22 protein-coding genes and 1 tRNA gene are annotated in these 25,322 nt (G+C 64.0%); 11 read left to right on the forward strand and 12 right to left on the reverse strand.

Translation table 11 applies throughout. From position 1 onward, the window contains the following. Positions 1–154 precede the first annotated feature (154 nt). The 3 genes from ASC68_RS10830 to ASC68_RS10840 all read left to right on the forward strand — a co-directional run bounded on the left by ASC68_RS10830 (position 155) and on the right by ASC68_RS10840 (position 3,516). On the forward strand, positions 155–1,534 hold the full coding sequence (locus ASC68_RS10830; RefSeq protein WP_055878612.1) for a deoxyribodipyrimidine photo-lyase: 1,380 nt from the start codon (positions 155–157) through the stop codon (positions 1,532–1,534). 222 nt (positions 1,535–1,756) lie between these two features. Continuing rightward, positions 1,757–2,809 (forward strand): cysteine synthase A, encoded by a 1,053-nt coding sequence (locus ASC68_RS10835; protein WP_055878616.1) that lies wholly within the window; start codon positions 1,757–1,759, stop codon positions 2,807–2,809. After that, entirely contained in the window at positions 2,806–3,516 is a 711-nt protein-coding gene (locus ASC68_RS10840) for an alanyl-tRNA editing protein (RefSeq protein ID WP_055878619.1), read from the forward strand. The genes ASC68_RS10835 and ASC68_RS10840 overlap by 4 nt, the downstream gene beginning before the upstream one ends. 52 nt (positions 3,517–3,568) lie before the next feature. Here ASC68_RS10840 and ASC68_RS10845 read toward each other — a convergent pair whose 3' ends face one another. The 5 genes from ASC68_RS10845 to ASC68_RS10865 all read right to left on the reverse strand — a co-directional run bounded on the left by ASC68_RS10845 (position 3,569) and on the right by ASC68_RS10865 (position 9,123). Then, entirely contained in the window at positions 3,569–4,624 is a 1,056-nt protein-coding gene (locus tag ASC68_RS10845) for an amino acid ABC transporter substrate-binding protein (RefSeq protein ID WP_055878620.1), read from the reverse strand. 225 nt (positions 4,625–4,849) lie between these two features. Further along, positions 4,850–5,650: an amino acid ABC transporter ATP-binding protein gene (locus ASC68_RS10850; protein ID WP_055878623.1), complete on the reverse strand. Its 801-nt coding sequence runs from the start codon at positions 5,648–5,650 to the stop codon at positions 4,850–4,852. A 3-nt stretch (positions 5,651–5,653) separates the two neighbouring features. Then, complete coding sequence (locus ASC68_RS10855; RefSeq protein WP_055878624.1) at positions 5,654–6,778, reverse strand: amino acid ABC transporter permease; 1,125 nt, start codon at positions 6,776–6,778, stop codon at positions 5,654–5,656. Positions 6,779–6,787: 9 nt separating this feature from the next. Next, on the reverse strand, positions 6,788–7,975 hold the full coding sequence (locus ASC68_RS10860) for an amino acid ABC transporter permease (protein ID WP_055878627.1): 1,188 nt from the start codon (positions 7,973–7,975) through the stop codon (positions 6,788–6,790). 116 nt (positions 7,976–8,091) lie between these two features. Continuing rightward, entirely contained in the window at positions 8,092–9,123 is a 1,032-nt protein-coding gene (locus ASC68_RS10865; protein ID WP_055878630.1) for an amino acid ABC transporter substrate-binding protein, read from the reverse strand. 214 nt (positions 9,124–9,337) lie between these two features. Here ASC68_RS10865 and metC point away from each other — a divergent pair, with 214 nt between their 5' ends. Then, positions 9,338–10,525, forward strand: coding sequence for a cystathionine beta-lyase (gene metC / locus ASC68_RS10870; protein WP_055878632.1), 1,188 nt, complete (start codon positions 9,338–9,340; stop codon positions 10,523–10,525). Here metC and ASC68_RS10875 read toward each other — a convergent pair. Beyond that, entirely contained in the window at positions 10,515–11,246 is a 732-nt protein-coding gene (locus ASC68_RS10875) for a phosphatase PAP2 family protein (protein WP_055878635.1), read from the reverse strand. The two genes, metC and ASC68_RS10875, sit on opposite strands and share 11 nt — an antisense overlap. A gap of 103 nt (positions 11,247–11,349) precedes the next feature. Between ASC68_RS10875 and ASC68_RS10880 the strand changes: the two genes are divergently transcribed. After that, a tRNA-Pro gene (locus ASC68_RS10880) sits at positions 11,350–11,426 on the forward strand. Between the two features lie 205 nt (positions 11,427–11,631). Here the strand turns inward: ASC68_RS10880 and ASC68_RS10885 are convergent. Further along, positions 11,632–11,970, reverse strand: coding sequence for a helix-turn-helix domain-containing protein (locus ASC68_RS10885; protein ID WP_349236239.1), 339 nt, complete (start codon positions 11,968–11,970; stop codon positions 11,632–11,634). Between the two features lie 155 nt (positions 11,971–12,125). Here ASC68_RS10885 and ASC68_RS10890 point away from each other — a divergent pair, with 155 nt between their 5' ends. From ASC68_RS10890 to ASC68_RS10915, 6 genes are all read left to right on the forward strand, one after another. Further along, positions 12,126–12,845, forward strand: a complete 720-nt coding sequence (locus ASC68_RS10890; protein WP_055878639.1) for an SDR family NAD(P)-dependent oxidoreductase — start codon at positions 12,126–12,128, stop codon at positions 12,843–12,845. 195 nt (positions 12,846–13,040) lie between these two features. Then, on the forward strand, positions 13,041–14,225 hold the full coding sequence (locus ASC68_RS10895) for an ROK family transcriptional regulator (protein ID WP_082528070.1): 1,185 nt from the start codon (positions 13,041–13,043) through the stop codon (positions 14,223–14,225). Positions 14,226–14,335: 110 nt separating this feature from the next. Further along, the gene (locus ASC68_RS10900; protein ID WP_055878644.1) at positions 14,336–15,643 is read left to right on the forward strand and encodes a substrate-binding domain-containing protein; all 1,308 of its coding nucleotides are present in this window, start codon (positions 14,336–14,338) and stop codon (positions 15,641–15,643) included. Positions 15,644–15,720: 77 nt separating this feature from the next. Further along, positions 15,721–16,641, forward strand: coding sequence for a sugar ABC transporter permease (locus ASC68_RS10905; RefSeq protein WP_055878647.1), 921 nt, complete (start codon positions 15,721–15,723; stop codon positions 16,639–16,641). Next, complete coding sequence (locus ASC68_RS10910; protein WP_055878650.1) at positions 16,641–17,543, forward strand: carbohydrate ABC transporter permease; 903 nt, start codon at positions 16,641–16,643, stop codon at positions 17,541–17,543. The genes ASC68_RS10905 and ASC68_RS10910 overlap by 1 nt, the downstream gene beginning before the upstream one ends. 24 nt (positions 17,544–17,567) lie before the next feature. Then, entirely contained in the window at positions 17,568–19,709 is a 2,142-nt protein-coding gene (locus tag ASC68_RS10915) for a beta-galactosidase (protein ID WP_055878653.1), read from the forward strand. A 166-nt stretch (positions 19,710–19,875) separates the two neighbouring features. Here the strand turns inward: ASC68_RS10915 and ASC68_RS10920 are convergent, their stop codons facing one another. Genes ASC68_RS10920 through ASC68_RS10940 form a run of 5 tightly spaced genes read right to left on the reverse strand, consistent with a single transcriptional unit; the run spans position 19,876 to position 25,302 of the window. After that, positions 19,876–21,162: a hypothetical protein gene (locus ASC68_RS10920; RefSeq protein WP_055878655.1), complete on the reverse strand. Its 1,287-nt coding sequence runs from the start codon at positions 21,160–21,162 to the stop codon at positions 19,876–19,878. Positions 21,163–21,178: 16 nt separating this feature from the next. Next, positions 21,179–22,189 carry an alcohol dehydrogenase catalytic domain-containing protein gene (locus tag ASC68_RS10925; protein ID WP_055878658.1) on the reverse strand — a complete coding sequence of 337 codons (1,011 nt, stop codon included), beginning with the start codon at positions 22,187–22,189 and terminating at the stop codon, positions 21,179–21,181. 8 nt (positions 22,190–22,197) lie between these two features. Next, positions 22,198–23,523, reverse strand: a complete 1,326-nt coding sequence (gene hisD / locus ASC68_RS10930; RefSeq protein ID WP_055878660.1) for a histidinol dehydrogenase — start codon at positions 23,521–23,523, stop codon at positions 22,198–22,200. 34 nt (positions 23,524–23,557) lie between these two features. After that, on the reverse strand, positions 23,558–24,361 hold the full coding sequence (locus ASC68_RS10935; protein ID WP_055878662.1) for an ABC transporter permease: 804 nt from the start codon (positions 24,359–24,361) through the stop codon (positions 23,558–23,560). After that, positions 24,358–25,302 carry an ABC transporter permease gene (locus ASC68_RS10940; protein ID WP_055878665.1) on the reverse strand — a complete coding sequence of 315 codons (945 nt, stop codon included), beginning with the start codon at positions 25,300–25,302 and terminating at the stop codon, positions 24,358–24,360. The genes ASC68_RS10935 and ASC68_RS10940 overlap by 4 nt, the downstream gene beginning before the upstream one ends. Between the last annotated feature and the right edge of the window lie 20 nt (positions 25,303–25,322).

Raw genomic sequence — 25,322 nt, forward strand, 5'->3', positions numbered from 1 at the left:
CAAAACAAGGGCGGCAAGCGCCACTAGACTACCAAAAAAGTCAACTATTCCGCCTGTTTGCGCGTATCAGGCGTTGTAAAGGTGGAGCTTGTCGCATGATCGTCATGACAAGAACGGCTGCGTCGGGGATACCGAGCAAAGGAAAATCTATTCCATGACTGGAACGGCCCTGGTCTGGCTGCGGAACGACCTGCGGATCGCCGACAACCCTGCCTTGGTTGCGGCGCTGAAGCACGGCAAGGCGCACGCCATCCACTTCGAGGCGACAGATGGCAGGCTGCGGCGGCGCGGCGCCGCGAGCCGCTGGTGGCTGCATCACAGCCTCAACCGGCTGGCGGAGGAGTTGGCGCAGCTTGGCGTGCCGCTCGAGACCGTCGAGGGTGAGGCCGAGGCTGAGCTGTTCAAGGCGATCGCCGCGCATGGTGCCGACGCGGTGTACTGGAACCGGCGCTATGGACCGGCGGAGCGCGAAATCGATGCCGGCATCAAGGCGCGGCTGAAGCGCGAGGGCATAGCGACCGAGAGCTTTGCTGCCAACCTGCTGGTCGAGCCGTTCGAAATGGCAACCGGCGCCGGCAAGCCCTATTCGGTGTACACGCCGTTCTGGAACACGCTGAAGAAGCGCGAGATCGACAAGCCGCTGCCGAGGCCAAGGCACGGCGAAGCGATCAGACCCAGGCAGGTCGATGCCGATTACCGCGAAGCGGACTGGGGCCGGAAGCTCGCCGGGCACTGGCAGATCGGCGAGGCGGCAGCACGCGAGCGGCTCGATCGGTTTCTCGATGAACTGGTGCTCGACTATCCCGGGGATCGCGACATCCCCAGGAAGGCAGCAACCTCCGGACTGTCGCCGCACCTGGCGTTCGGCGAGATCAGTCCACGACAGGTGTGGCACGCGGCGCTGGCGATGGCGCATCACGTACCGGCCAAGGCCTCGGCAATCGACAAATTCCTGTCGGAGCTGGGCTGGCGGGACTTCAACTACAACCAGCTCTACCACCGCGACGACATCGCGACCGTGCCGATGGTCGAGAAGCATAGAGGGCTCAAATGGCGGCATGCCGATGCGGCGCTCGAAGCCTGGCGGCATGGGCGGACGGGTATCCCAATCATCGACGCAGGGATGCGCGAGTTGTGGGAGACCGGGGTGATGCATAACCGGGTGCGGATGCTCACCGCGTCGCTCCTCGCCAAGAACCTGCTGATCGATTGGCGAAAGGGCGAGCAGTGGTTCTGGGACACGCTGGTCGACGCCGATCCGGCGAACAACCCCGGCAACTGGCAATGGGTGGCCGGCAGCGGGCTCGACGCTTCGCCCTGGTTCCGGATCTTCAACCCGGTGACACAGGGCGAGCGGTTCGATCCGGCCGGCGACTACGTGCGGCGCTGGGTACCGGAAGTGGCAGGGTTGCCGGACAAGCTGGTGCACCAGCCCTGGGAGGCGCCGGATGCCGTGGCGCTCGATTACCCCGCGCCGATCGTCGACCTCAAAGTTTCGCGCGAGCGGGCGCTGGAGGCGTTCAAGGCGCTGTAGGCCTGCTGTGACGCGCCTTTGCCTGGAGGACAAAGGGTCTAGAGGCAGACTGAACTCAGATGTGGCAAGGTCCGAAATTCCGACAATCCCGATGACCGCGCGAAATCCTGCCCTTTCTCGTGCGGGCCGGAAAATCCCATACCATTCCGCAGCTTAAGCCTTGGCAGTGAAGGGGCTGCCGCCTAGGTTCAGGCCAACCTCCACAGCCCACCCTCCGGCCCCATGACCAACCACCGCGACGTTATCTCCGCCATCGGCAACACGCCCCTGATCCGGCTCAACCGCGTGTCCGACGCGACGGGCTCGGAGATCTGGGGCAAGGCGGAGTTCCTGAACCCGGGGCAATCGGTGAAGGATCGTGCCGCGCTGTTCATCATCCGCGACGCCGAGAAGCGCGGGCTGCTGCGGCCCGGTGGGACGATCGTCGAGGGCACTGCCGGAAATACCGGCATCGGGCTTTCCATGGTGGCCAATGCGCTGGGCTACAAATCGGTGATCGTGATCCCCGAGACGCAGAGCCAGGAAAAGAAGGACGCGCTGACGCTGCTCGGCGCCGAACTGATCCAGGTGCCCGCCAAACCCTACAAGAACCCAAACAACTACGTGAAGCTGAGCGGCCGGCTGGCCGAGAAGCTGGCCAAGGAACTGCCGGGCGGCGCGATCTGGGCCAACCAGTTCGACAATACCGCGAACCGGCAGGCCCATATCGAGACCACCGGCCCGGAGATCTGGGAGCAGACCGGCGGCAAGATCGATGGGTTCGTCTCGGCAGTCGGCTCGGGCGGCACGCTCGGCGGCATTTCGATGGCGCTGAAGGCCAGGAACCCGAACATCCAGATCGGCCTCGCCGACCCCGAGGGCGCGGCGCTCTACAGCTACTACACCACCGGCGAGCTCAAGAGCTCGGGCAACTCGATCACCGAGGGCATCGGCCAGGGCCGCATCACCGCGAACCTCAAAGATATCGTGGTCGATCGCGCCTACCAGATCCCCGACAGCGAGGCCCTGCCCTATGTGTTCGACCTGCTCGAACACGAAGGGCTCTGCCTCGGCGGTTCGTCCGGCATCAACATCGCCGGCGCGGTGCGGCTGGCGCGCGACCTCGGGCCGGGCAAAACCATCGTCACCATCCTTGCCGACTACGGCAATCGCTATCAGAGCAAGCTGTTCAACCCCGAGTTCCTGCGCTCGAAGAACCTGCCGGTGCCGCATTGGCTTGAGCAGAGGACGCCCATAGACTGGCAGTCAGTCGTTGAGGCGGAGCCTGTTGCGTGACTGAGTTCATCTTTCGAGAGGACAGCTATGTCCGCTCGCTGCCGACGCTGGTCACAGCGATCACGCCCGAGGGCGGGATCGTGCTGGACCGGACGATCTTTTATGCGACATCGGGCGGCCAGCCTGGCGACACCGGCCGGCTGGAGCGGGCCGATGGCTCGTTCGTCAGCCTCGGCGGCACCATCCACCCCGATGGCGACAAGACGGTGATCGTGCACCTGCCGGTCGAGGGGCAGCCGCCGCTGGCGGTGGGCGATGAGGTGATCGCGCACCTCGATTGGGAGCGCCGACACAAGCTGATGCGCATGCATACGGCGCTGCACCTCGTGACGGTGGTGCTGCCCTACCCGATCACCGGTGCTGCGGTGGGAGAGGACAAGGGGCGGGTGGATTTCAACCTGCCCGATGTCCCCGACACTGCCGAGGTCGAACGGAAGCTCAATGATCTGGTCGAGGCGGCGCTGCCGGTCTCGGCCGAGTGGATCACCGACGCCGAGCTCGAGGCCAATCCCGGGCTGATCAAATCGATGAACGTCAAGCCGCCGATGGGCCAGGGCCGGGTGCGGCTGGTGCGGATCGGTGATGTCGACCTGCAGCCCTGCGGCGGCACGCATGTCAAAAACACCAGCGAGATCGGCCCGCTGCGGCTCGGCAAGATCGAGAAGAAGGGCGCGATCAACCGCCGGGTGTCGGTGGTTTTCGGGTAGCTTGAGGCCCGTGGTGGCGGCGGGCCTCCCTGCCCCTTGAGGGGTGCAGAAACTACTCGATCGGCGGGGCCCAGATCAGGCCACCGTTGATCCACAGCGCGTTCTGGCCGCGGACCACGGCGGCGCCGGTGGCAGGGCCGAAGTTTCGCTCGAAGATCTCGCCGTAATTGCCGACAGCCTTGATGACATTGGCGATGAACATCGAGTCGAGCCCGATGCTCGGGCCGAAGGTGCCTTCAAGGCCGAGCAGGCGGCGGATGCGGTGGGTCTTGGCGGCGGCGAGCGAGCCGATATTGAGCGAGGTGACGCCGGCTTCCTCGGCATCAATGAGCGCGAACAGGGTCCACTCGACGATATCGAACCACTGGTCATCGCCGGAGCGGATCACCGGGCCGAAGGCGTCCTTGGAGATGCGCTCGGGCAGGATGCGATGGGTGGCCGGCTCGGGCAGGCTGCGACGCATGGCGTTGAGGAAACTGGCGGAAGCGGAGACGGCATTGCAGCGGCCTTCGCGGTAGGCGACGGTCAGGTCCTCGCGGTCTTCGTAGAGCACCTCGGTATAGGTCGCCTGGGTGCCGAAGAAGAACTCACGCAGGTTGGCAAGCCCCTCGGGCGCATCGACGATGCAGACACGGACATCGTCGAGCTCATAGGCCGAGACGACGCCGAGCGACTGCGGCACCATGATCGCCTGCCCGTCATAGAATGAGGTGGCGACATAGCTGGCGCCGTAGCCGGTATCCCGTCGCATGGTCCAGGGGGCGTTGCGGGCGATGAGATCGATGCTGCCGGTCTGCAGTTGAGCGAAGCGGCTGTCGCCCGAGAGCGGCACGAACTCCATCTTGCTGGCGTCGTTGAACACGGCGACCGCGATAGCGCGGCAGAAATCGACATCGAAGCCGGTCCAGCGCCCATCGGCGCCGGGCTGAGCAAAGCCGGGCAACGGGTCGGCGGTGGCGCAGATCAGATGGCCGCGGTCACGGATCGCCTGCAGTGTCGGGCCGGCCATGGCGGGCGCCGCCGGCTGTGCCGAGGCCCAGGACGGGGTCAGTATCGCGATAACGAGGATGACGCGGACGAGGCCACGCCAAACGGCCTGAACCGTCATGGTCTAAACGCTGCTCCAACTCGCCCTCGGCGCGCAATATCCCGATCGCGGGTGACCGGGTCAAGGCGGCTGTGCGACGCGGGACGAACGGGGCGGGAGCTCCCCTCCCCCTTGAGGGGAGGGGTGGGGGGGTCCATCGGTGATCACCGCACCACCCCACCCTCAATCCCTCCCCTCAAAAGGGGGAGGGAGGCGGAAACTGCGGGGCCTCGGGTCCCAACTGACTCAGTGCAATATCTGGCTGAGGAACAGCTTGGTGCGTTCGTGCTGCGGGTTGGAGAAGAACGCTTCGGGTTCGTTCTGCTCGATGATCTGGCCCTGATCCATGAAGATGACGCGGTTGGCGACCTGGCGGGCGAAACCCATTTCATGGGTGACGCAGAGCATGGTCATGCCTTCCTCGGCGAGACTGATCATCACCTCAAGCACTTCCTTGACCATTTCCGGATCGAGCGCCGAGGTCGGCTCGTCGAACAGCATGATCCTGGGGTTCATGCAGAGCGAGCGGGCGATGGCGACGCGTTGCTGCTGGCCGCCCGAGAGCTGGCCGGGGTACTTGGCCGCCTGCTCGGGGATGCGCACCCGCTCGAGGTACATCATCGCCGTTTCCTCGGCCTGTGCCTTGGGCACGCCGCGCACCCAGATCGGCGCCAGCGTCAGGTTCTGCAGGATCGTCAGGTGCGGGAACAGGTTGAAGTGCTGGAACACCATGCCGACTTCGCGCCGCACTTCATCGACGCGCTTCAGGTCGGAGGTCAGCTCGACGCCGTTGACGATGACCTGGCCCTTCTGGTGCTCCTCGAGGCGGTTGATGCAGCGGATCAGTGTCGACTTGCCGGAGCCCGACGGCCCGGCAATGACGATGCGCTCGCCCTTCATCACCTTGAGGTTGATGTCGCGCAGCACGTGGAAATCACCGAACCACTTGTTCATGCCGATGATCTCGACCGCCACCTCGGTCTTGGAAACCTGCATGTTGGTGGTGTCGATATCGCGATCGACGACGACTGGAGATACGTCTGACATCAGCTACCTCTTGTGGCCGGTATTGAGCCGGCGCTCCCAGTATCGGGAGTATCGGGAGATTGAGAAACAGAGCACCCAGAACACGGCTGCGGCAAAGATATAGCCGGTGACCGACTGCGTTGGCGATGCCCATTCGATGGCGTCGTTCTTGGTCTTCACCGCTTCGAGCAGATCCTTCATGCCGACGATGTAGACCAGCGAGGTATCCTTCAGCAGCGAGATGAAGTTGCCGACGATGCCGGGGATCACGTGCTTCAATGCCTGCGGCAGGATGATGAAGCCCATGCGCTGCCAATAGCCGAGCCCGAGGGCGGCGGCCGCCTCGTACTGGCCGCGGCCGATGGCCTGCATGCCGCCGCGCACCACTTCGGCCATGTAGGCCGAGGCGAACAGCGTCACACCGACCAGGGCGCGCACCAGTTTGTCCACGGTCGTTCCCTGCGGCATGAACAGCGGCAGCATGATCGAGGCCATGAACAGGATGGTGATCAGCGGCACGGCGCGGATCAGCTCGATGAAGGCGATGCAGAGGGTCTTGATGATCGGGAGCTTGGATTGCCGGCCGAGCGCCAGGAGGATCCCCATCGGCAGCGACAGGCTGATGCCGACCACCGAGATGATCAGCGTGACCAGCAGCCCACCCCACTGCTCGGTCGGCACGTAGCGCAGGCCGAACATGCCACCCGACAGCATGACCACCGAGGCGATCGGGAACACCACGAAGAACAGGATGGCGTTGACGATCTTGAACGGGGCCGACGGCCAGAGCAGCGGCAGGCCGATCAGCGCGAGCATGGCGAACACGATGTTCGGGCGCCAGTACTCGGCCATCGGGTAGAAGCCGTAGATGAAGAACTCGATCTCGCTGGCGATATAGGCCCAGCAGGCACCGACATTCTCGACCCGGCACTGCTCGACCGTGCCGCCCGGAGGGACGGCGCGGCCGATCAGGAAGCCGTAGAGCTGCGGGACGAGCCACAACAGCAGCACTACCGCGACGACGGTGAGGATGGTGTCCGAGACGCTGGCAAACAGGTTCTTGCGCAGCCAGGCGACGAGGCCAGTCTGGCTGCGGGGCGCCGGCTGGGCTTTCTCGATCTCGGAGCGGACGAAGGCGATATCGGTCATCTGCCGCTCCTAGCGTTCAACCAGCGCCACACGGGCGTTGTACCAGTTCATGATCGCCGAGGTGCCCAGCGACAGGATGAGGTAGACCAGCATGGTGAGCGCGATCACCTCGATGGCGCGGCCAGTCTGGTTGAGCGTCGTGCCGGTGAACACGTTGACCAGCTCGGGGTAGCCGATGGCGGCGCCGAGCGACGAGTTCTTGGTCAGGTTCAGGTACTGGCTGGTCAGCGGCGGGATGATGACGCGCATCGCCTGCGGGACGATGACCAGCCGCAGCCGGTCGCCATCCTGTAGCCCCAGCGCCTCTGCCGCCTCGGTCTGGCCGTGGCTGACCGACTGGATGCCGCCGCGCACCAACTCGGCAATGAACGCCGCGGTGTAGATCGAGAGGCCGAAGACCAGCGCCACGAGCTCGGGGGGCAACTCCAGGCCGCCCTTGAAATTGAAGCGGTTGAGCACCGGCGGATCGAAGGTGACGGAAGCGCCGCTCACCACCCAGACGAGGCCGACGATAACCAGCGTGAGGGCGAGGCCACCGAGGAACACCGGGAAGCGCTTGCCGGTGCGCTCGAGGCGCGCCTTGGCCCATTGCCGCAGCACCAGCCACAGCACCAGGGCAACGGCGAGCCCGACCCAGACCCAGACGAACTGCTCGTCGGGGATGGGCTTGGGCACGAACAGGCCGCGCTGATTGATGAAGGTATCGAGCGGCAGCGCCAGCGAGTCGCGCACCGCCGGCATGGTCTTCAGCACCGCGAAATACCAGAAGAACAGCTGCAGCAGCAGCGGGATGTTGCGGATGGTCTCGACGTAGACCGTCGCCAGCCGGGACACCAGGTAGTTCGAACTCAGCCGTGCGATGCCGATAGTGAAGCCGATGAGCGTGGCAAAGAAGATGCCGATGACGGCGACGAGAACGGTGTTGGTGAGGCCGACGAGGAACGCCTGCCAGTAGAGCGAAGTGCGATCGAACGGGAACAGCGTGAAGCTGATGTCGAACCCGGCCGTCTTCCACAGGAAGTCGAAGCCCGAGGTCTTGTTCTGCGCCTTGAGGTTGATCGCCGTGTTGTTGACGATCCAGACGAGGAACACCACCACCAGTACCGCGACGACGACCTGGTAGATGACGCCCCGCACGACGGGATCGTTGAATGAGAAGCCCCGCGGCGGTGATTGCGCCGTGTCGATGGATGCCATGAGCTATGCATCTCCCTGCCCAGGAGAAGAAAAATACCGGCGCATGCGGGTTCCGCCTGCCGCCCGCCGGAAACGATCAGCCCGGCGCTGGAGCTCAGCGCCGGGCTGCAGAAGGTTTAGCGGATCGGCGGCGAGTACTGGATGCCGCCGTCTTTCCACAGGGCGTTCAGGCCGCGGGCAAGGCCGATCGGCGTGTTCGGGCCGACATGCTTGTCGTAGACCTCGCCGTAGTTACCGACCAGCTTGATGATCTGGTAGGCCCAGTCCTTGGTCAGGCCGATCGGGGTGCCGAAGTCGCCTTCAACGCCGAGCAGGCGCTTGATCGCCGGGTTGTCGGAAGCCAGCATTTCGTCGACGTTGGCCGAGCTGACGCCCAGCTCTTCGGCTTCGAGCAGCGCGTAGTAGGTCCAGCGGGCAATGTTGAACCAGCCATCGTCGCCCTGACGCACCACGGGGCCGAGCGGCTCCTTGGAGATGATCTCCGGCAGAATGATGTGGTCAGCCGGGTTGGCGAACTTCGAACGCTCGGCGGCGAGCGCGGAGGAGTCAGTGGTGTAGACGTCGCAGCGGCCGTCTTCGTAGGCCTTCACCACTTCGTCCTGGTCGACGAACACCACGGTGTTGAACTCGAGGTTGTTGGCGGCGAAGTAGTCGGCCGCGTTCAGCTCGGTGGTGGTGCCCGACTCGATGCAGACGGCGGCGCCGCTGAGATCGAGCGCCGAAGCGATGTTGTCGGCCTTGCGGACCATGAAGCCCTGGCCGTCATAGAACATGGTGCCGATGAACTTGATGCCCAGCTGGGTATCGCGGCTCATGGTCCAGGTGGTGGTACGCGACAGCACGTCGATTTCACCGGCGGAGAGCGCGGTGAAGCGCTCCTGCGAGGTGAGCGGCGTGTAGCGGACGGAGTCCGCATTGTTGAAGATCGCCGCCGCCAGAGCGCGGCAGTAATCGACTTCGAGACCAGACCAGTTGTTGTTCGCGTCGGGGGCAGAGAACCCCGGCACGCCGCCGGTCACGCCGCATTGGACATAGCCCTTGGCCTTGACCGCGTCGAGCGTCGCCGAGGTTGTCGTCTGCGCGAACGCGGCGGATGCGGAAAGGCCGAGGCCTGCCGCAAGCGCGACGGAAAGAAGCGATTTGATCATTGTTATTACCTTGTTTCCTGACCCTGTTCGTCGGGCAACTTGGCCCCAGCCTGTTGCCCGGCGGCACCTCCGCCTTGGAGGGCGGATGTGATGCTGGTAAGCATCGAAGCGGCAATTGACGGTTGCGTCAAGCGCTATGGCCGAAATGGGGCAGCAAACCTGACTGTTTTTTGCCCATATTTCTCTGGTGACTGCGTTTTGGGCAGAGTTTGAAATGACTGATAACAACGGGAAAAGCGGCATACCCGCATCCCTCGCAACCGTTCTCACGCATGGCGGGCGGGCATCGGACGAGCACCTCGGCTTCGTCAACATCCCGGTGTTCCGTGGCTCGACGATCCTGTTCAAGTCGCTGGACGAACTGGAAGATTACAAGGCGCCCTACCGCTACGGGCGGAACGACAACCCGACGACGCGGGCGCTGTGCGATCTCATCAGCGAACTCGAAGGGGCGGCCGGCACCATCATTGCGCCATCGGGCCTGTCGGCAGTTTCGACGGCGCTGCTCGCTGCCGTTTCGGCGGGCGACGAGCTGCTGCTGACCGACTCGGCCTACGAGCCGACGCGGACCTTCGCCAGCGAAGGGCTGAGCCGGTTCGGAGTGACGACTCGCTACTATGATCCGCGCATCGGCGGGGGTATCGCCGGGCTCTTCACCGATAAGACCAAGGCAGTCTTCGTCGAGAGCCCCGGGTCGCTGACCTTCGAGATGCAGGACCTGCCGGCGATTGCTGCCGCGGCGCACGCCCGTGGCATCACCGTGATCGTCGACAATTCATGGGGCACGCCACTGTTCCACCGGCCGCTCGAAATGGGCGCCGACATGGTGATGCACGCCGCGACCAAGATGTTCGTCGGGCACTCGGACGCCATGGTGGGGACGGTTTCCGCCAACGAGAAGCTATGGGGTCGGCTGAAACGCATCCACCGCATCCTCGGGGTGGCGGTATCGCCCGACGATTCGTACCTGACGCTGCGCGGCCTCAGGACGCTGGCGGTGCGGATGAAGCACCACAACGAGGCGGCGCTGGCCTTCGCCGCGTGGCTCGAGGGGCAGCCTGAGGTGGAGGAGGTCTACCACCCTGCCCTCCCGAGCCATCCGGATCATGCGCTGTTCAAGCGCGATTTTTCGGGCGCGGGAAGCTTGTTCGCGTTCCGGCTGAAGAAGCGCTCGCGCGACGCGCTGGCGGCGATGGTCAACGGCTTTACGCTGTTCGGCATGGGCTATTCATGGGGCGGATACGAGAGCCTTTGCATCCCGTTCGATCCCTCGAACATTCGCACGGCGGTGAAATGGGACGCACCGGGGCAGATGTTCCGCGTGCATGTAGGGCTCGAGAGCCTCGACGACCTCATGGCGGATATGGCCGCGGCGCTGACCCGCTACCGGGCTATCGCCTGACCAGCAGCGTACGGAGCGCGGCGAACGGCCGACGCTCCGTGCCTTCGGCGGTGCTGGCGAACAGCCAGCCGCGCGATACGAACAGCTGGCGCACCGCATAGGCACCGAGCAGGCCGAGCAATGCGCCGGCGGTGATGTCGGTGGGGTAGTGCTCGCCGACGACGACCCGCGACACGGCAATGGCGGCAGCAAACAGCATGGCCGGCCAGAACGCCCGCGGCCACAGGAACGTCACGACGGCGGCAAAGGCGAAGGCAGTGGTGGAGTGACCCGAGGGGAAGCTCTGGTAGTTGTAGGCGCTCCAGTTGAAACTCTGGAAGCTCAGCGGCGCATCAGTTGTCCAGGTCTCGGGGCGGCCGCGGCCGATGGCGCGCTTGAGCAGCGTCGCGACGAGACCGGGCATGCCAACGCCGAGGAAGATGAAGCCGGCGAGCGCGGCCACTTCCCGCAGCGCGAGGCGGAGGTTATCGCGCGTCAGCAGCGAAAGCAGCCACGCCACGAGCCAGGCGATGCAGGTGGGAATCAGGATCCAGTCGGATTTCCCCCATTCGGTGATCCAGAAGAACACCGCCCGCACATTGTTGGGCAGTCCCTGCCCCCAGGCCGACAGCGGCCGATCGAGCAGATGCAGCACCGCGATCAGCACGAAAAAGCCGAGGACGAACCAGGGCGCGCGACGACGGGTGAGGCCAAATGGCCAGGGTTTGCTCAGCTCGATCATGGCGCACTTGTCGGCGCAGAGGCCCGTTCACGTCAACCGGGTGCCAAATGGCTTGCCCTGCTTGCGCTTTGCAGCAACTCCCGATAACGGAAGGGCGATAGTTCGGGGTATAGCTCAGTCTGGTAGAGCACCGGTTTTGGGAACCGGGGGTCGAGTGTTCGAATCACTCTGCCCCGACCATCGCTAAGGCTGCAGGCGCTGGAGCTTGCGGGCCTCTGTCCGAGCCGAGGCTCGTCCAACCTCCAGGCGTCTGCAATGCGCCAACAGCGGACCTTGGCTATCCGTTGTGAAGGCGATTTGGGGCCGATTGCAGAGCGGCAGCTTTCATTGGATTGAACGATGGAACAGCTTCGGCTCAGCCGAGAGGGCGTTGGCAGCCGGCAAGTCATCCGCCTCTTTGCTGGAGGTTGACCGGCGGCGCAGCGATCTGTTCACGGTGGCCTTGAATAACCCCCATGTTGTCCAGAACCCAGGTCGACAGCGCAGTCAGCGGTTGCGCCAACGATTGTCCTAGCGGGGTCAGGCTGTATTCCACCTGAGGCGGGGTACTCGGGTGCACCTTTCGCGAGACCAATCCATCACCCTCGAGTGCTCTCAGCGTGCGCGTCAGCATCTGCTGAGAGATGCCGCCGATCATGCGCTTGAGTTCGTTGAACCGTCTAGGCTGCTGAACCAGCATGGTGATCGTCATGATGGTCCATTTGTCGCCGAGACGCCCGAGCATTTGGTTCACTTCCCGGCATGCGGGGAAGGTGCCGGGCAGATGAGGGGGGGTAGGTACAAGCATCTGACTAGGCCATAAATTTCTGCGTTCTTGTGTACGAACCACGATAGCACACATAGGTGGTCAGGAAAACATACCACCCCCGGAGCGTCCTGATGACTGACCAAAAGACTATCGCAATATTCGGAGCCGGCACCGGATTGGGCGCGTCGGTTGCAGCCCGATTTGGTCGGGAAGGCTACAAGATTGCCCTGATTGCCCGCGGCGCAGCCGGTCTCGATCTGCTCAAGGGAAAGCTGGCGGAGCAGGGGATTGAAGCCCACAGCTTTCCCGCCGACTTGAGCGATCTTGCCGCTATCCCGTCTCTGGTACACGCAATCGAAACGCGACTCGGCCCGATTGAGGTTGCTCTCTTCTCGCCCATTTCGAGCACTGCCTATTTCGTTCCGGCGGTCGATCTAAAGGCCAGCTATCTGCAGTCAATCTCGCCCTTGCTGACGTGGGCACCAATCGAGTTGGCTCATGCGCTGATGCCCGGCATGCGTTCGCGCGGCGATGGAGCTTTCATCGTGGCCGACGGGCTGTCGGCCGTTTTTCCAGTGGCTGGAATGAGCGGACCTGGCCCCGCCATGGCGGCTACCCGAAATTACATCATGACGTTGCATGAGGAAGTTCGGCCCAATGGCGTTCTTGCTGGGATGCTGCACGTGGGCGCCATGATCGACAATTCTGCGGGGATGGCGGCCGCCTTGGCAGCTGGCATGGTTCTGGATTCTTTTCCCGTCGTCGATCCTGAAGTGCTTGCAGACGAAGTTTGGAACTTGGCGACCAAACGAGATCGCAGCGAGGCAATCCTCCCACAGCTGCCGAGATAGTGCAGGCACGTTCCCGAGGCGCGCGGGCCCCTTTCGTTGAGGCCTGCGCCAGCGTGTGGCGAGCTGGCGGGGCACCGCGGCTGCCTTCGCCGCTCGGCGTCAAACGCCTTAAGAAAAAGGCGGACTTTGGCGATGTTCTGGTCTATGCCGACGCTCGTTGCCGGTCCGCCGGCCTTCGCAAACCGGTCCGTATAGATGAAGCGCCAGCCCACGACGTCGAGCCTGTTACGCCGACTCAATCGTTCGGCCGTGGTAGATTTGATCCGCACCGAAGGAGTGGCATCACCTTCGAGCCTCGCCGAGCGACTGAACATCAGTATCCCGACGGTGATGCGGGTGATCGACGATCTGATTGCCGAGGATTTGGTGGCGTATGACGGGTTTGACGAGGCCAATGCGCGGGGCCGGCCGCGTGCGCGCATCAAGTTTCGCGGTGCGGCGCATGCGATCATCGGCATCGAGGCCGGCAAGGGCGAGTTTTACGGCGCCGTGGCCAATCTCGAAGGCGTCGTGCAGACAGAAATGCACGAGACGGCCGACGATGATGGCGAGCGCAACTTCGAAAAACTGGTGGGCCTGATCCGCCGGCTGATGGCGGCCCCCCGCCCGCGCGGCCAGACCATTCGCGGCATTGGCATTGGCCTGCCGTCGATCGTCAGGCAGCCGGAGGGGGAAGTGGTGTTGACGCTCGGGCTCGGCTGGCGTGACATGCCTTTGCGGGCGCGGCTCAGCGAGCATTTTCAGATGCCCATCGTCGTCGAGAACGGGCGCAATCTCGCCGCCGTGGGCGAATGGGGATTCGGGGCCGGGCGTGGCGCTGACAGCGTAGTGAGCCTCTCGATCGGGCCGGGTGCCGGCGCGGGCGTCGTGATCGACGGCAAGCTCTATGGCGGGCACTCGCATGCGGCAGGCGAACTCGGCTGGTATCTCGATGATCCCCTGCTCACTGGGCGGCCGTTCGAACATCTGGGCGACAAGCAATCGCTGCGCTTTTTCGGCATCCCCGAACAGGCGACCAGGATGCTCGAAGAGGCCAACACGCAGTATGCGGCGGGGAAGCTCACCTTGGCTGCCGTCATCGACCGGCAGGCGGGCAAGATCGCGCCAGTCGTGACCGAACTGCTCGACTACGCGACCATGGCGGTGGGCAGTGTTTCTGCCTTCATGAACCCCGAAATCATCGTACTGGCGGGCCGGGTCGTCGGCGGCGGTGATCTGGTGCTCGATGTGCTGCGGCATCGCCTCAAGGGCAACGTGTACGACCCGCCGCGCCTCGTGATAGGCGCGCTGGGGCACCGCGACATCGTGCTTGGTGCTGTGCGCCTGGTGCTGGATGCGACCACGCTCAACCCTGCCGACGGCCTCGTGATGGCCGACTAAGATCAATCGATCGCGATTGACAGCGACCAAATCTGAGAATTAAGTTTCTAACTGAAAGAAAAAATACGCCATGCGTCGTGCAGGAGCGTATCTTTCGTGGGAGGACTTCAATGACGAAGATACTCAGTCCGCTTGGGCGGACGATGCAGCGTCGTGACTTCTTGAAAGTTGCGGGTGCTGGGCTCGCGGTTACGGCCCTGCCGGCGGCAGTGCGGGCGCAGGAGCCCGTCAAGGTCGTGCTGTGGTCCTGGGTGCCGGATCTCCAGCTTCAGGTCGACTTGTTCAACGCCGCGCATCCGGGCATTCAGGTCGAACTCGTGAATGCCGGCCAGGGCGACCCGGAGTACCAGGCGGTGCGTGCTGGCCTGCAGGGGGGCAGCGGCCTGCCCGATGTCGTGCAGATCGAATTCCAGCACCTCGAGAGCTTCCGTCAGCTGGACGCGTTCGCCGACATTGGCCAGTGGGCAAACCCGTATAAGGACGAGTTCCCGGAAGGCACCTGGAGCCAGCTCGGCAACGGCGGTGCGATCAACGCCATGCCGCAGGATACTGGTCCGATGGCGATGCTCTATCGCAAGGATATCTTCGACAAGCATGGGATCACGCCGCCCGTCAACTGGGCAGAGTTCGCCGACGCCGCCAAGAAGCTGCATGCGGCGGATCCCAACGTCTACCTGACGGACGCGCTGTTCAGCTCAGGCGACTGGGTCAATGCTCTGCTGTGGCCTATGGGCTGGAAGCCGGTCAGCCGCGATGGCGACAAGCTCGTGATCAACATCAACGACAAGATTTCCAAGGACTTCGCTGCCTATTGGCAGGACCTTATTTCCGCCGGTGTCGTCGAGACCAAGCCGGGCTTTAACAACGAGTGGTACACCGGCCTCGACTCGGGCCGCTATGCCACTTGGCTCACTGCGGGCTGGGGTCCGGTGTTCCTGACCTCGTTCGCCAAGACCAGCGCTGGCCAGTGGCGTGCCGCCGATCTGCCGCAGTGGGACGCGAGCAAGTTCGCAACCGGCGCCTGGGGTGGTTCAACGCTGGCGGTGCTGAAAGCGACCCAGCACCTGCCCGAGGCCGCCGAAGTCGCGATCTGGCTGTGCCGAGATCCCGAAGCCACCAAGCTCTACACCACCAAGCAGTTCTTCTTCCCCACCACCAAAGCTCTGCTGTCGAGCCCGGAATGGGCAGGTAACAAGATGGATTTCTACGGCGGCCAGGCCGTGAACGAGGTGTTCGCCAAATCGTCGGCTGCCGTGACACCGTTTGAGTGGAGCCCGTTCCAGAGCTTCTTGTACCAGTCGATGTCCGATGAGTTCGGCGCCTCGATCAGCGGTAATGGCACGCTGGCCGATGCGTTCGATCGCATCCAGGACGCCGTGGTCGCCTATGCGAAGGAACAAGGCTTTACCGTAGCCTAAGTTCTCCCGGGCAACGGCCGGGCGCGCCTAATCGGCGCGCCCGATCTCTTCATCTTGCCGGACGGGGGACCATGGCAATGTCGAATACGCCAGCCGCTACGACGCGCCCAGCGCGATCGGGCGGCTTAACGTCACGAAAGCTCGCGCCCTATCTGTTCCTGGCGCCCTTCGTGCTGCTGTTTCTCGCCTTCATCGTCGCCCCGCTGGTTTATGCGTTCTACATGAGCCTGTTCCGCGACACGCTGGTGGGCGGACGGCAATTTTCGGGCGCAGCCAGCTACATCAAGGTCGCGGGCGACGCCAAATTCTGGGGCGGTGTGTGGAACCTCGTTCTGTTCGGCATCGTACAAGTGCCGATCATGCTGGGCCTGGCGCTGCTGTTCGCCATCGTGCTCGATCGCGGACAAGTCTATGCCAAAGGAATCTTCCGGCTAGGCTTCTTCCTCCCATATGCCGTGCCTAGCGTGATCGCGACGATCATCTGGGGTTATCTCTACGGTCCCTCCTTCGGACCGTTCACGCAGTTGGCCAAGGCGCTCAGCCTGCCGCCCCCGGACTTCCTGTCGCCGGGCGCGATGATCTTCTCATTGGCCAATATCGTGACGTGGGAATATGTCGGCTACAATATGGTGATCTACTACGCCGCGCTGAAGGCGATCCCATCGGACCTCGCCGAGGCCTCCCGGATCGATGGTGCCTCGCCCTGGCAATTTGCGCGGCTGATCCAGCTGCCGCTGCTGTGGCCGGCGATCCTGCTCACCATCATCTTTTCGATCAACGGCACGCTACAGCTGTTCAATGAGCCGTTCTTGATGCGCGCACTCGCCAGAGACACCATCAATTCGAGCTACACGCCGAACCTCTATGCCTATTCGCTGGCGACTCAGAACCAGCAATATGGCTACGCGGCAGCCGTCTCGTTCGTGCTGGGCATTGTGATCGCCGGTGCCTCCTACATTTTTACCCTGATCACCAACCGCCGTCGGCGGGAGCAATGATGACTGCGATCACCGACATTGCCACTTTCGAAGCTGCAAGGCGCCGGCCGGGCGAACGGCGGCGCTCGCGGATCATCCTCACACTGCTGTTGTCACTATTCCTCGTCTACAGCTTCGCGCCGCTGGTCTATCTGGTCCTATCGGCAACAAAGACGAATGGCGACCTGTTCTCCACGTTCGGCTTCGGGTTCGGCACCGAGTTCAGTCTCTGGCAAAATCTGAGCGATCTGCTGGCGCGCGACAACGGCCTCTTCATGCGTTGGATGTTTAACAGCCTGCTCTATTCGACCGCCGCCGGGTTCGGTGCCGCGATCCTTTCCGCCGCCGCAGGCTATGCGTTCGCCAAGTTCAAGTTTCGGGGGCGAGATCTGACCTTTGGGCTCGTGCTGGGCGCGGTGTTTGTTCCGCAGACCGCCCTTGTGGTCCCGATCTTCCTGCTGCTGGCGCTTTCGGGTCTCAGCAACAATCCGCTGGGCGTGATCCTGCCCTCGATGATCTCGCCGATCGGCGTCTACCTGATGCGAGTCTATATTGAGCAGGGCGTCGACGACGAGCTGCTCGACGCAGCGCGTGTCGATGGTGCCGGCGAGTTCCTGATCTTCCGCGCCATTGTGCTGCGGCTGGTGGCGCCGGGCATGGTGACCGTGGCGCTGCTGTCATTCGTCGGGACGTGGAACAACTACTTCCTGCCGCTCATCGTGCTGCGCTCGCAGGAGTATCAGCCGATCACGGTGGGCCTTGCGACCTGGTATCAACTCGCGCAGCAGGGCGGTGGTGGCGGACAGGTGCTGTTCTCGATCGTCATCACCGGCGCGCTGGTCAGCATCATCCCTGTCATCGTGGTGTTCCTGCTGCTGCAGCGGTTCTGGCAGGGCGGCCTGACGGCCGGCGCTATCAAATAGACGATCGCCTGGAGTTTTCCGACTATGACGACTGCCTCGAAATCCGCGCCGCTCTCTGTCTGGCGGCCGATCGCGACCGACACTTTCCTCGTCGGTGCCCCACATTACCCGGAGCACGTCGATGAGAGCTATTGGCAGCGCGACGCCGACCGCATGGCAGCCGCGGGCTTCAACGCGGTGCGACTTGCGGAATTCGCCTGGCACATTCTAGAGCCGCATGAGGGGACGTTCGACTTCGATTTGTTCGACCGGGCCATCGATGTGCTAGGCAAGGCCGGCATCAAGACCATCATGTGCACGCCGACGGCGACGCCTCCGCGCTGGCTGACGGCGCGTTATCCCGAAGTGTTGCGCGTCGATGTCAATGGCCGCGCCATGAGCCATGGCTCGCGTCAGCACGCCAATCTTGCGAGCGGAGTGTTCCGCGAGCATTCGAAGCGCATCACGAAAGCGATGGCCGAGCATTATCGCGGCAATTCGCAGATCATCGGCTGGCAGACGGACAATGAACTTAATACCTCTGGATCGCTGTCCTACGGTCCGGTGACGCTGGCCGAGTTCCAGGCCTTCCTCAAGGACAAGTACAAGACCATCGCCGCGCTCAACGATGCGTGGGGCGGGCATTTCTGGGCTACCGCCTACGACGATTTCGATCAGGTGGTGCTGCCCCTCGACTACGCACCTGCGCCGGTCGGGCCGACCCATGTGGTCGACTATCACCGCTTCCTCGCCTTCGTCACGGCACGGTTCCAGCACGATCAGGTGCTGATCCTGCGCTCCACTAATCCGGACTGGTTCGTTTTCCACAATCTGGGCCGCATCGACGACATCGACTTCCGTGGCGAGTTCTCGACCGATCTCGATTTCCTCGGCTTCGACATCTACCCTTATCTTGATGACGAGAAGCAGCGTGTCGGCGGCGTCGGGGAAGCGCAGGCGCTTCAACTCGATATTTGCCGCGGCTTCACCGGCAATTTCATTGTGCCCGAGCAGCAGTCTGGCTTCGGCGCACAGCCGAACTTTTCGACGTTGACGCCCGAACCCGGCGAGATGCGCCGCATGGCCTACACCTCGGTGGCGCGCGGCGCCGACGGCGTGATGTTCTTCCGCTGGCGGCCGGCACATTTCGGCGCCGAGATCTACTGGATGGGGATCATCGATCACGACGACATCCCGCGCCGCCGCTATGACGAGGCCAAGCAGTTTGCGGGTGAGGTTGCGGCGCTCAAGGACAAGATCCTTGGCACCCACGTGCGCATGGATTTGGGCATCGCCGGATCAGATTTCGACAATCAGGAGATGCACCGCTCCTACCCCATCGGCCTGCCGAGCCCGCAGGACGATGCGACGCTTCTGCATCGCTATTGCTACCGGCACAACATCGCCTGCGGCTTCATCCATCCAGAGGACGACCTATCGAAGCTAAAGGCTCTCTATGTGCCGCATTGGCTGAAATGGACCGATGCGTGGACGGCGCGCATCGAGGCCTTCGCCAAGGCCGGTGGAACGGTGATCCTCAGCGCTCGCACCGGATCGCGCGACGTCAACAACCACGTCATCCGCGAGACCTCGCCGGGCAAGACGCTCTCATCGCTGGCCGGTATCACGGTCGAAGAGTTCGGACGTTTGACGCCGGTCGGCGGCGATGGCCTTTTCGCGCATGGCGGTCGCTTCGGCGCCAACTCGGTCCGCGAGAAGCTGCCGGCGACTTCGGCGAGCCGCCAACATGAGCTCAAGATCGGGAATGCACAGGTGACGGCGGCGCATCTTTACGAGCTGCTTAACGTCGCCCCCGGCACCAGGGTAATCGGCCGCTGGGCGAACCGCTTCATCGAGGGCGTGGCCGCAATGACCTCCCGTACGGTCGGCAAGGGCCAAGTGATCTACCTAGGCACGTACCTCAGCGATGCTCTGGTCGAGGTGCTGGCCGATCAAGTGCTGGCGCCTGCCGGTATCGTGCCGCTCATCGCCGACATGCCGGACGGCGTCGAAGCGACCATCCGCGAGAGCAAGGACCGCCGCCTGCTTTTCATCCTCAATACGATGGGTGAACTGGTAAGCATCGGCAATGTGCCTGCGGGCAAGAACTTGCTCGGCGACGGCAAAGTACGCGGCGGTAAGCTGTCACTACCGGCCTATGGATGCAGCATCATCGAACTCGACTAGGATGCTTGGGCGACACTGACCGAAGCAGGGCGACACGACGGTGTTGGATCGGAGTGGCCTCGTACGGGACAGAGTTGCTGAGTTCTCGACGGCCGCTTTGGGCCATAAGCAGTCGTCGAGACGTTGTGTCACCGTCAGCGGCGCTGCGTTGCCCAACCAGCAACGCCTAACGCGGTTCGATCGAATCGAGGAACGCGGTGATGAAGTCCGCGCCCGCACTCGGTTCGCTGCCGACACGCACCGCGTTAGCGAAGCCGATGGCCGACGAGACCGGGTTGTGGCGGCCGCTGCCGGCGCGGAGGTTCATCACCAGTGTGGGGCAGAGGAACAGGCCCAGACGGATAACCTCACGCCAGTCTGCCGGCAGCAGGTTCTGATCCCGCAAATCCTGCAATAGCGGGCGCCAGGCGCGTTTGGCCTTGACCTGGAGCAGGTCCTCGCGGACCGGGGTCAGGGCCCAGTCGGTGTCGATGGTGAGGGTGCCGTCGCGATAGGTCGCGGTTGCCGTGTACCGTTCGGCGGCTTGCTCGGGGTCATAGAGCCAGAGCGGATGGGCGATGATGTTGTGGAAGGTCGTCTTCACCTCGGCGAGGAGGGTCGGCACGTGTTCGCCGGCAAACGCCGGATCGAAGAATGACAGGCTGGGCCCGCCCTGCCCCTCCGAGTACCAGACATTGGCATTGTGCGCGTCGCCATGCGCCACGACGCCGCCGGCATCCGCCAGGCGAAGAGGGTTCAGGCGGTGGCGCGCCAGCTCGAACAGTTCGCCGATCGAGTGGCGATAGGCAACGCCGTTGACGATGACCCTGGCGCCGGCAAATTCGGCCCAGCTCAGCGTGGCGCCCGGAAATGCGAAGCTCTGGCCGACATAGAAGCTCTTGAGGCGACCGCCGGGATAGGCGCCGGTGACCGGATCGATGAGGCGCTCGAAGAACAGACGGTGCACCGGTTCGCTTTGCGACTGCGCCGGCGTGATCGGGTGCAGCGTCTGCCGGTAGATGTCGGTGACGCGATCGCTCAGCGTCGCTTCGGCTGCAACCGCCGCGGCACGATGCTCGGCAAGGTCGTCGAGGTCGAGGGCCCGCAGGACATCGGAGAAGCGCGGATCGGTGCGCCGGCGATAGACGAGGATCTGCTCGCCCGGGAGCGTCGAGGTGTAGACCGCCTGATCCACTGGTAGCCCGGCGCGCGCCAGGATATCGGCGCGATAGTACTCGCCACTCATCTGCTCTTCGCCCTCTTCCTGGTGGAACTTGAAGAAGAAGGCGCCGTCGGCGGTGTCGAAGAAACCGTTGAGCGAGTTGAGGCTGTACTGGTCGCGATTGATGGCGACGTTCTGCGCTTCGATCTTGAACAGATCGGCGAGCAGCGCCGCGAGCAGCGGTTCCGCCCGGCCATCACGGTGCTTGGCGGCGGCGCGGATATCCGCCGTCCGGCTGGAAAACTGGGTCATGGTCGGGTCTGCCGGGCTAGCGGATGGAAATGATGGTCTTGAGGCCTTTGGCATTGCCCGCCAGCAAACGCTCGAAGGCGGCCGGCACCTGGTCGAGCCCGATCTCCTCGTCGATCAGGGAGAGCAGTTGCTCGCCCAGCACGTCAGCCAGGGCGATGGCCTCGGGCAGTTCGTCCTTGAAGGCGTGACAGCCGACGAGCTGGATCTCGCGCTCGACCAGGTGATTGGGGTCGAGATCGAGCTTGCCGTGGCTGATGCCGACAAGGCCAAGCACGGAGTTCGGCCCGATGACATCGAGCAGTTGCCGCAAGGCGGCGATGCTGCCAGTGGCATCGATGGCAAAACGCAGCGGTCGGCCCTGGTTGGCGGCGGCGATGGCGTCCGGCGTGAGATCGACAACCTGACCGCCGGTGACCTTTGCGACCATCCGGGCCCGATCGGCATTGCGATCCGCCAGGAAGAGCGGGCCGCTATGGCTATGCGAGAGGGCGAGCGCGCAGAGGCCGCCAATGGTGCCGCAGCCGACCACCAGCACGGCAGCACCGTCGGCCGGTGCGACCTTGTTGATGGCGTGCAGGGCCACCGCGAGTGGCTCGCTCATTGCCGCAACGCGTGGGTCCATGGTCTCTGGTCGCGGCTGCACCAGCCGCGCCGGCAGGATGACCTGTTCGGCGAAGCCGCCATCGCAGACCTCGCCGACGAAGCCGAGGCGTTCACAGGCGTTGCGATGGCCGTCGCGGCACTGCGGGCACTCGCCGCACCAGAAGCGGGAATCGGCCACCACGGCTTGCCCAACCGACAGGCCGGCCACCCCCTGCCCGACCGCGACGACCCGGCCGCAGAACTCGTGACCGGCGACGCTTGGCCGGCGCGAGATCCACTGCCCGGTCGAGAAGTTGTGGAGGTCCGAGCCGCAGATGCCGGCGGCCTCGACGGCGATGAGCACCGAACCGGGGCCAGGCGCCCCGGGGGCAGCGACCTGTTCGAACCTCAGGTCCTTGACGTCATGGAGGCGCACCGCATGCATAGGATCGGCTACCGCACAAACTGCTGGCGAAGCTCGGAGACGGCGAGCGCGTGTGACGAAAAACCCTCGTAGATGGCGAGCTCGTGGGCGTGCCTGGCGAGCAGCGGGAAACCTGCGGCCGTGACGTAACCGATCGAGCTGCGCTTGACGAAATCGGTAACCGAGAGCGGACCGTAGGTGCGGGCCCAGCGGCTGGTCGGCAGCACGGCATTGGGCCCGAGGCCGAAATTGCCGATGCTGCAGGGGGTGTGCTGGCCGAGCAGGATTTCCGACGCCTCGGTGATCTTGCCGAGGTGATCGTAGGGCTCGGTCGAGAGGATCTCGAGGTGCTCGGGAGCATAGGCGTTGATGAAGTCGTAGCTCTCCTCCACCGACGAAGTGAGGATGATGCCGCCGGTCTTGCCGCCGGTCAGCACGGTGCGTGAGAAGGCGACGCGCTGCTCGGTCATTTTCGCCCAGATACCCGGCAGCGCGGCCATGGCCTCCTCGGCGACGCGCCGGCTGTGGGTGACGAGGTAGGCCGACGAGTCCGGGCCGTGCTCGGCTTCGATGAGCAGGTCGAGCGCAGCGAGGCCGCCATTGATGGTGTCGTCGGCAAAGATCACCGCCTCGGAGGGACCGGCAGGGAGGCCCGTATCGATGACGCCGGAGAGCAGGCGCTTGGCGGCCACCACCCAGGGGCTGCCCGGACCGACGATCTTGAGGGCCGGCTTGACCGTCTTCGTTCCATAAGCAATCGCGGCAACCGCCTGGGCGCCGCCGGCCTTGTAGACCGTCTCGACGCCGGCGAGGCGCGCCGCCACCAGGGTTGCTGCGTCGACGCTGCCATCGGGCGCCGGCGGGGTGACGATGGCAAGATTGGGCACACCGGCGACGACGGCCGGCACGGAGGTCATCATGGTCACCGACGGGAACGAGCCCTTGCCGCGCGGCACATAGAGGGCGACCGACTGAATGGGGGTGAAGCGATCGCCGGCATAGGCGCCCGGCCGGATCTCCTTCATCCACATGGTCTCGGGCTTCTGCTCCTCGTGGAAGCTGCGGATGTTCTCGATGCCGAACTGGATGGCGTCGATAACCTTGCTGTCGACCGCCTTGAAGGCGGCGTCGAACTCAGCCGGCGTGACCTGCAGCGTCGCTTCGGTGACGTTCTCAGCCTTGTCGAGATCCCGCGCAAACCGGGCAAGCGCGGCATCGCCTTCGGTCCGCACCGCCTCGATGATCGGCTTCACCTTCTCGATGACGCCGGAGAGATCGGCCTCGGAACGCTTCAGCAGCGCTGCCCGCTGCTCGGTCGAGAGCTTCGCGTAGTCGTAGAAGGACACGTCAGACATAGTTCGTCTCACTTTGCGTACGGACGGCGGACCGTCATTTCGATTTGAGGAAGATGTCGAGGCCGACCAGGCGGTCGAGCAGCGCGATCACCAGGGTCGCGCAGACGATGAAGACCACCGAGATGGCCGCGAGGTCCGGGGTGATGATCGAGCGGATCGAATTGTAGATCTGCACCGGCAGCGTCACCGTCCGGGCGTCGGTCAGGAGCAGGCTGACCAGGAACTCGTTGAGCGCCAGGATGAACATTAGCAGCGAGCCGCTGATGATGCCGGGCATGACGCCCGGGATGGTCACATTGAAGAAGGTGGAGATCGGCCCTGCCCCGCAATTGGCCGCCGCCAGTTCGAGGTCGGGGTCGAGGCTCGCCGAGCTCGCCATCACCGCCCAGATCATGAACGGCAGGTTGATGACGCAGCAGGCGAGGCCAACCGGCCAGATCTGCCCGAGAATCCGCATCTCGCCGAACAGCAGCATCAGCCCGATGCCGGAACCGATCAGCGGGATGGTGAAGGGCAGCAGCAAGTAGATCTGCAGCGTCCGCTCGAACTTGATCGCATACTTGCTGAGCGCGATGCCCGCGAGGGTGCCGACCGGGATGGAAATCAGGGTGCAGATCAGCGCCACGGCCAGCGACCGGACGAAAGCGCTGCGCAGGTCATCGGCCAGCGCGATCTTGGCGTACCACTGCAGCGAGAACCCCTGGGGCGGGAACTGGATGATGTTGCCCGAGGTGAAGGAGGCGCCGAGGACCACGATCGTCGGGGCCGAGAGGACGATGAGGACCAGGGCCACCATCGTCCAGATGACGATGGACTTGCCCAGGGGTTGCTGGGTCATTTGCGATCCCTCCCCATGGCGAGGGTGCCGGCCCCGAAGATCGAAAAGACGATGCCAACGACCAGCGAACCGATGCCGACGAGGATGATGGTGAGCGCGGCGCCCATCCCCTGGTCGGAGGTGCGGAAGAACTGGTCGTAGATGGCATTGGCGATGAAATCCTGCGAGCCGCCGCCAAGGATGGCCGGCATGGCGAAATCGGTCAACGACAGCGTCAGGACCACGAGGCCGGCGCCGATCAGGCCGGGCTTGGCCATCGGCAGCACGACGTGGACGAAGCTCCGCCACCAGTTGGCGCCGAGGCTGCTGGCAGCGGACTCGATCTCCTCGGGGATGGCGGTGAGGGCCGGCGCCAGCATCAGCACGGCGAACGGGATCATGTACTGTACCAGCCCGAAGAGGACGGCTGGGTAGTTGTAGAGCAGCCGCATGGGGGGAACGCCGACCAGCCCCAGCACCTCGTTCACCACCCCCTGGTTGCCGAGGATGATGAGCCAGCCATAAGCGCGCACCACCTGGCCGATGAAAAAGGGCAGGAACAGCGCGATCAGCAGGAACTTGCGCAGCAAGGCCGAGGGCGTGCGCACCATCAGGTAGCTGTAGGGAAACGCGAAGACGAGGCAGAGCACGGTGACGATCACCGAGCCGAGCAGGCTCCGCCACAGGATCGACCAGTAGAGGCCGCTATTAAAGATCTGCTCGTAGTTGGCCGAGCGGTAGTCGGCCGAAGGCATGAAGGTACTGGTATCGAGGACACGAGCGCTCTGGTCGGCGATCTGCACCATGCCGATCACCAGGAGCAGCACCAGCAGCACCGCCGGCAGCACCATTACGTAGGGCAGCGCACCAGCCAGTCGTCTCGGCCAGACGGCGGCCACGGCGGCCTCGATACCGTCCATGATCCGCCACTGTAGCGGATAGGCCTTTCGATACGTTCGCATAGTGCTCCCTTGGGGTAGTG

Origin of the sequence: Devosia sp. Root105, from assembly GCF_001424865.1 — a bacterium.
Taxonomy (GTDB): Bacteria; Pseudomonadota; Alphaproteobacteria; order Rhizobiales; family Devosiaceae; genus Devosia_A.

Coding starts and splice junctions, on each gene's coding strand:
- ASC68_RS10865 (WP_055878630.1), bottom strand. CDS start 9,123: ATGATCAAATCGCTTCTTTCCGTCGCGCTTGCGGCAGGCCTCGGCCTT.
- ASC68_RS10845 (WP_055878620.1), bottom strand. CDS start 4,624: ATGACGGTTCAGGCCGTTTGGCGTGGCCTCGTCCGCGTCATCCTCGTT.
- ASC68_RS10875 (WP_055878635.1), bottom strand. CDS start 11,246: ATGATCGAGCTGAGCAAACCCTGGCCATTTGGCCTCACCCGTCGTCGC.
- ASC68_RS10835 (WP_055878616.1), top strand. CDS start 1,757: ATGACCAACCACCGCGACGTTATCTCCGCCATCGGCAACACGCCCCTG.
- ASC68_RS10895 (WP_082528070.1), top strand. CDS start 13,041: ATGAAGCGCCAGCCCACGACGTCGAGCCTGTTACGCCGACTCAATCGT.
- ASC68_RS10855 (WP_055878624.1), bottom strand. CDS start 6,778: ATGACCGATATCGCCTTCGTCCGCTCCGAGATCGAGAAAGCCCAGCCG.
- ASC68_RS10905 (WP_055878647.1), top strand. CDS start 15,721: ATGTCGAATACGCCAGCCGCTACGACGCGCCCAGCGCGATCGGGCGGC.
- ASC68_RS10910 (WP_055878650.1), top strand. CDS start 16,641: ATGACTGCGATCACCGACATTGCCACTTTCGAAGCTGCAAGGCGCCGG.
- ASC68_RS10830 (WP_055878612.1), top strand. CDS start 155: ATGACTGGAACGGCCCTGGTCTGGCTGCGGAACGACCTGCGGATCGCC.
- ASC68_RS10900 (WP_055878644.1), top strand. CDS start 14,336: ATGACGAAGATACTCAGTCCGCTTGGGCGGACGATGCAGCGTCGTGAC.
- ASC68_RS10935 (WP_055878662.1), bottom strand. CDS start 24,361: ATGACCCAGCAACCCCTGGGCAAGTCCATCGTCATCTGGACGATGGTG.
- ASC68_RS10920 (WP_055878655.1), bottom strand. CDS start 21,162: ATGACCCAGTTTTCCAGCCGGACGGCGGATATCCGCGCCGCCGCCAAG.
- metC (WP_055878632.1), top strand. CDS start 9,338: ATGACTGATAACAACGGGAAAAGCGGCATACCCGCATCCCTCGCAACC.
- ASC68_RS10850 (WP_055878623.1), bottom strand. CDS start 5,650: ATGTCAGACGTATCTCCAGTCGTCGTCGATCGCGATATCGACACCACC.
- ASC68_RS10885 (WP_349236239.1), bottom strand. CDS start 11,970: ATGCTCGGGCGTCTCGGCGACAAATGGACCATCATGACGATCACCATG.
- ASC68_RS10925 (WP_055878658.1), bottom strand. CDS start 22,189: ATGCATGCGGTGCGCCTCCATGACGTCAAGGACCTGAGGTTCGAACAG.
- ASC68_RS10890 (WP_055878639.1), top strand. CDS start 12,126: ATGACTGACCAAAAGACTATCGCAATATTCGGAGCCGGCACCGGATTG.
- ASC68_RS10860 (WP_055878627.1), bottom strand. CDS start 7,975: ATGGCATCCATCGACACGGCGCAATCACCGCCGCGGGGCTTCTCATTC.
- ASC68_RS10915 (WP_055878653.1), top strand. CDS start 17,568: ATGACGACTGCCTCGAAATCCGCGCCGCTCTCTGTCTGGCGGCCGATC.
- ASC68_RS10940 (WP_055878665.1), bottom strand. CDS start 25,302: ATGCGAACGTATCGAAAGGCCTATCCGCTACAGTGGCGGATCATGGAC.
- hisD (WP_055878660.1), bottom strand. CDS start 23,523: ATGTCTGACGTGTCCTTCTACGACTACGCGAAGCTCTCGACCGAGCAG.